Genomic DNA, 4,899 nt, shown 5'->3' with positions numbered 1-4,899 from the left:
TATAGTTTCCTGTACGGGAGCGCAATTTTGCAACTTTGCCCTGATTGAAACTAAAAATCGCGCTTTGGCAATAGCTAAAGAACTGGAAAAAAAACTAGCCGAAAAATAGTATACACTTCTTCCTCAGTAGTCAGACATAGGTTTTTGAGACTTTATAAAGCTTGGTAAATTCCCTAAAAACCTTTGAGAAATGAGTAAACAACACTATGTTAAGGAATTTAACATAGTGTTGTTTATTTATGTCAGACTACTTATAATGACTAATTTATCAATACTTAGTCAAATATTTTTTGTTGTTTTTCTTGTAAAGATAATGAAAATCTTTAATCGACTTCTAAAGTCAATCGTTTGTTTTGTTTGTATTTTGGGGATAATAGGATTCGTTAATACTCCTCAAAGTTTGGCTGATAAATGTGGTAAAAAAGATAGAGTATATCTACCTTCTTGTGTTTATGAACAATCAAAATATCCAGGACAGATAGTGAAAAACAATTGTGATTATGAAGTTACTATAAAATTTGATAGAAAACTCAAAGATGACAGAGTAAACCTGAAACCAGGGGAAAGTAAAGAATGGGGAGAAAATGGATTTGCTACTTGTTGTCCAAGATATAATTCTTGTGGAAACTCTACTAAAAAATCATTAGCGTATCAATGAAATAATTAAATAAGTAATATCAAACTACTTTTTTTATTTTGACGCTTTCCTTACTAAAAGTTAAGGAAAGCGTCAAATATTATGTACCGTTGAATACTTAGACTTTGGAGTAAAGAAGGCAAAAGGAAAAGGTTTTTTATCACTAATTATCCGGACATGATGTAATATCAAATCGGGATTCGGCTCAAATACTTAATAAATAATAGGGAATAGGCAAAAATAAATAACTTAGGGATATTCCATAGAACATCCCTACAAAAATATTAACTGAACTATTGCTAACAGTTTTTTTTATTAGACTTAACTATGGAGTTTGGAATTTGACTGTGGTAAGGGGAGTTGAGTTTCAGTTTCTGCTCCCAACGAAATGATGACTACAGTTATTTTTTTCACAATAACCACCCAATTTTGAATTTTACTCATTTTTTCAGGCAAAAATGAATTGAAGTTAAATTTGTTCAATTGGTNAATATTAACTGAACTATTGCTAACAGTTTTTTTTATTAGACTTAACTATGGAGTTTGGAATTTGACTGTGGTAAGGGGAGTTGAGTTTCAGTTTCTGCTCCCAACGAAATGATGACTACAGTTATTTTTTTCACAATAACCACCCAATTTTGAATTTTACTCATTTTTTCAGGCAAAAATGAATTGAAGTTAAATTTGTTCAATTGGTAGAAAGTATTCAACAAAAACTTAGCAAGCATACTTTACAGAGTCTCCTTTTGGGTTGCACAATAAAATGATTTATCTGAATGGTAGTTATGTTATGCACCCAATTAGTTAATATATCTGTAATTTGACTGAAAAACAGGAAGGAACTCTGTAATGTGGCTAAGTTTTAGAATATATTAATACTTTTTCCCTAATTGCTTTCTAAAACGAGAGAGGGGAAATATTCTTTCCTTTCCCTCCCTCCCTTTCACAGGATAGGTGGTTATACCATTTTGAAAAAAGAATGTTACGAATAATAATATCATATCCGGATAATTAGTTATAAAAAAACTTGCTCCTTCTTCTCCTGTTATTCTGTCTTCCCTCCTGACTCCTGACTCCTGACTCCTCGGTAGTTATTTATTTATAACTGTTCAACTGGACATGATATAACACCTATTAAAAGGTTTTACGGTAAATGTTGATTTGACAAAAAAGACAATTACAAAATAAAAAATAGTCTCAAATTTATTCATTCCGATCTAAAACATGGTATTAAAGGCATTCCCATACGACTCCTGACTCCTGACTCCTGACTCCTAAAAAAGTCCCCTAGCTATTTGTAGCAAAAATTTATCAAAATTGTATTATCCGGACATAATGTAATATCAAACTGGGATTCTGCTTAAATACTTAATAATAAGGAATAGGCAAAAATAAATAACTTAGGGATATTCCATAGAACATCCCTACAAAAATATTAACTGAACTATTCCTAACAGTTTTTGGAATTAGACCTGGCTGTGGAGTTCGGAGTTTGACGGTGGTAAAGGGAGTTGAGTTTCGGTTTCTAATCCCAACTAAATTATACCTACAGTTCTTTTTTTCAAAGTTGCCTTCCAATTGTGGGTTTTCCTCTTTTTTTTCTGAAAAAATGAATTGAAGCTAAATTTGTTCAACTGGTAGAAAGTATTCAATAAAAAAGTAGAAAACATACTGATAGTTTCTCCTCTTAGATTGCACCACAAAACGATTTATCTGATAGTAGTTATACACCCAATTAATTAATCTATTAGTAATATTGCTGAACAACAGTATTTCTGTCAAGAAATTAATAATTTATTTCATCAAATCTTGATAAAACCAACAAATATTCTCTGAATCTTTACTGAATATTCATATATTGTGAACGTCTCTATCTGCTGTTTTACTTGAGACAATACTAAGATATTGTACGGTTGAATACTTATTATTTGGACTCTGGCATCACCTGATTTTAAGTGGGTTTTATAACCGGATTTAATTATAACTGGTATTCTATATNCCGAAAATTCATATATTGTGAACGTCTCTATCTGCTGTTTTACTTGAGACAATACTAAGATATTGTACGGTTGAATACTTATTATTTGGACTCTGGCATCACCTGATTTTAAGTGGGTTTTATAACCGGATTTAATTATAACTGGTATTCTATATCCCACCTAAAATCTGTCACCTACTACTGAAAACTTAACACTTTCTTCAACTAGCTTTATTAAAAGATGTCACTTTTTCCTGTTTTTTCAGCTTGACTGGAATCTGAATTACAAATTCACACCCCTCTCCTAATACAGGATTACACTGAATATTTCCTCCATGTTTTTCGACAATAATCTTATAACTAATTGCTAATCCTAAACCTGTGCCTTTACCTACAGGTTTAGTAGTAAAAAATGGATCGAAAATTTGTTTAGATATTTGCTCATTCATACCTAATCCATTGTCAGCAATCCGAATACATATCAAGTTATTCTCTACAATTTCTGTACTAATTGAAATCGTCGGTTTTTTGAGTTTTTCCTGATTTTTTTGTTTGACTAAATCAAGTATTTTGTTGGAGTTTTCATTACTATTTACAACCAAATATTTCCCAGAAGATACTAAATTTTCTTGAGAACTTTGCCGATTGTTGTTGGTAATTTTTGAATTGATTTTTAAAGTTGTTTGGCTCTGAGGATTAGACTGCTTTTTCATATCTAAAACTGTATGACTTAGCTGTTTCTTTTGAGATATCCAACTATTGGATAAAAGCGAAATTTCTAAAGCATCTATCGCGTTATTCAAAACATTCATAAATACCTGATTTAATTGTCCTGGATAACACTCAACTAATGGTAAATCTTCGTAATTTTTAATAACTTGAATATCCTCTGATTTTACCCCTGTTCCTAATCCTGTCACTAGATTTAATCGATTTTTTAAAATTAGTAATGTACTGTTAATTCCATCGTGAATATTTACTAATTTTTTTTCTGATTCATCTAATCTAGCAAAATTACGCAAAGACAAAACTATGGAACGAATACGTTCAGCTCCACTCTGCATTGAAGACATAATTTTTGGCAAATCTTCCTTGACAAAATCTAGCTCTATTTCTTCTATGTGAGATTCAATTTCTGCATCAGGAGTTGGATAATGTTGTTGATAAATATTAATCAATTCTAGTAGGTCTTTAATATATTGATTGCTATAGCTAATATTGCCATAGATAAAACTAATTGGATTATTAATTTCATGGGCAATACCTGCTACCAACTGACCTAAACTAGACATTTTTTCTGTGTGAATTAACTGAGCTTGAGTTTGTCTCAATTCTTGGAGTGCCGTTTCTAGTTGTTCAGCTTTATTCCTTTCTCTTGCTTCTGACTTGCGCAGAGAAATTTCAACTTTTTTGCGATCGCTAATATCTCGTGCAAATACACATTGATATTCTTTACCTTTGCATTCTAAATGATTAAGAGTGATTTCTACTGGAAATTTATCCTTACGTTTATTGAAATGATAAGCTTCTATTTTTAGGTGACCGCATTTTTTTAATAAATTCCAATGCAGAGACCATGAATTCTTGGGAAAATCTGAGTTGATGTCATGGATCGTCATTGAGAGCAATTCTTCTGGAGAATATCCTAAAGAATGACAAGCTGCATCATTGACATATATTAGCTTTCCATCTTTAGCTATCCAGAAAACTGCATCAGCAGAACGTTCTATGGCAAACTGACTCAGTTGTAGTTGTTCCTTAACTTGCAGTTGTTTTTTGAGAGCTTGACGCAATTTATTGTTCAAGCAAGTGAGACTTGCAGTATCATTTTCAACTCGTTTTTCTAACAACCAATTTAGGCTCTGAACTGATTTTTCTGCTTGTTTTCGGCGTTTAATTTCTGATACTAATTCAGCATTTACTAACTCTAATTGATTTGGAGTAGGTATAGTTAATGCTGTGGGAGTTAATGATACTATTATGGTGAAAATTGATATGGAAATAATGGCAGTAACAACTGGAAGAAAAACTGAAAGTAAATCACTGGGATACGACAAACTCCAAGTTTTTATTAGATGGGTTGTAGCATAGGATAAGATGCAAATTGCTAGGGTAGGAATTATCCAATTTTTTTCTATATCCTTTCGCTTATGGAGAAAATAGATAATTAAAGCTGCGATTGAATAAAAAGCAAAAGTTATTAAGATATTTGAAGTAGTCTCTAGCCAGACTAATTGAGGTGGGTCTCTCCAGCAATCTCCTATTTGAAGTAGAAGTGTTCGAT

Annotated in this window: 3 protein-coding genes; 1 reads left to right on the top strand and 2 read right to left on the bottom strand. The window is 31.7% G+C overall.

Features of this window, described 5'->3' with window-relative positions:
* Window positions 1–190 precede the first annotated feature (190 nt).
* The gene (locus AFK68_RS10550; protein WP_094672664.1) at window positions 191–658 is read left to right on the top strand and encodes a hypothetical protein; all 468 of its coding nucleotides are present in this window, start codon (window positions 191–193) and stop codon (window positions 656–658) included.
* A 509-nt stretch (window positions 659–1,167) separates the two neighbouring features.
* On the opposite strand, the gene AFK68_RS43415 is transcribed toward AFK68_RS10550, so the two are convergent.
* Together AFK68_RS43415 and AFK68_RS10535 are read right to left on the bottom strand one after the other, a co-directional pair.
* Window positions 1,168–1,290 carry a hypothetical protein gene (locus AFK68_RS43415; RefSeq protein WP_256386533.1) on the bottom strand — a complete coding sequence of 41 codons (123 nt, stop codon included), beginning with the start codon at window positions 1,288–1,290 and terminating at the stop codon, window positions 1,168–1,170.
* A 1,546-nt stretch (window positions 1,291–2,836) separates the two neighbouring features.
* Window positions 2,837–4,899 (bottom strand): sensor histidine kinase (locus AFK68_RS10535; RefSeq protein WP_143437767.1); only part of this gene is annotated, 2,063 nt, incomplete at its 5' end.

Source organism: Hydrocoleum sp. CS-953 (genome assembly GCF_002260545.1).
GTDB lineage: Bacteria > Cyanobacteriota > Cyanobacteriia > Cyanobacteriales > Microcoleaceae > Trichodesmium.
The sequence above is the reverse complement of the archived record's forward strand: the minus strand, read 5'-3'. Positions and strand labels throughout refer to the sequence as shown.

What these genes read in the sequence shown, in the direction of transcription:
- AFK68_RS10550 (WP_094672664.1), top strand. Translation starts at nt 191, where the DNA reads ATGAGTAAACAACACTATGTTAAGGAATTTAACATAGTGTTGTTTATT.
- AFK68_RS43415 (WP_256386533.1), bottom strand. Translation starts at nt 1,290, where the DNA reads ATGAGTAAAATTCAAAATTGGGTGGTTATTGTGAAAAAAATAACTGTA.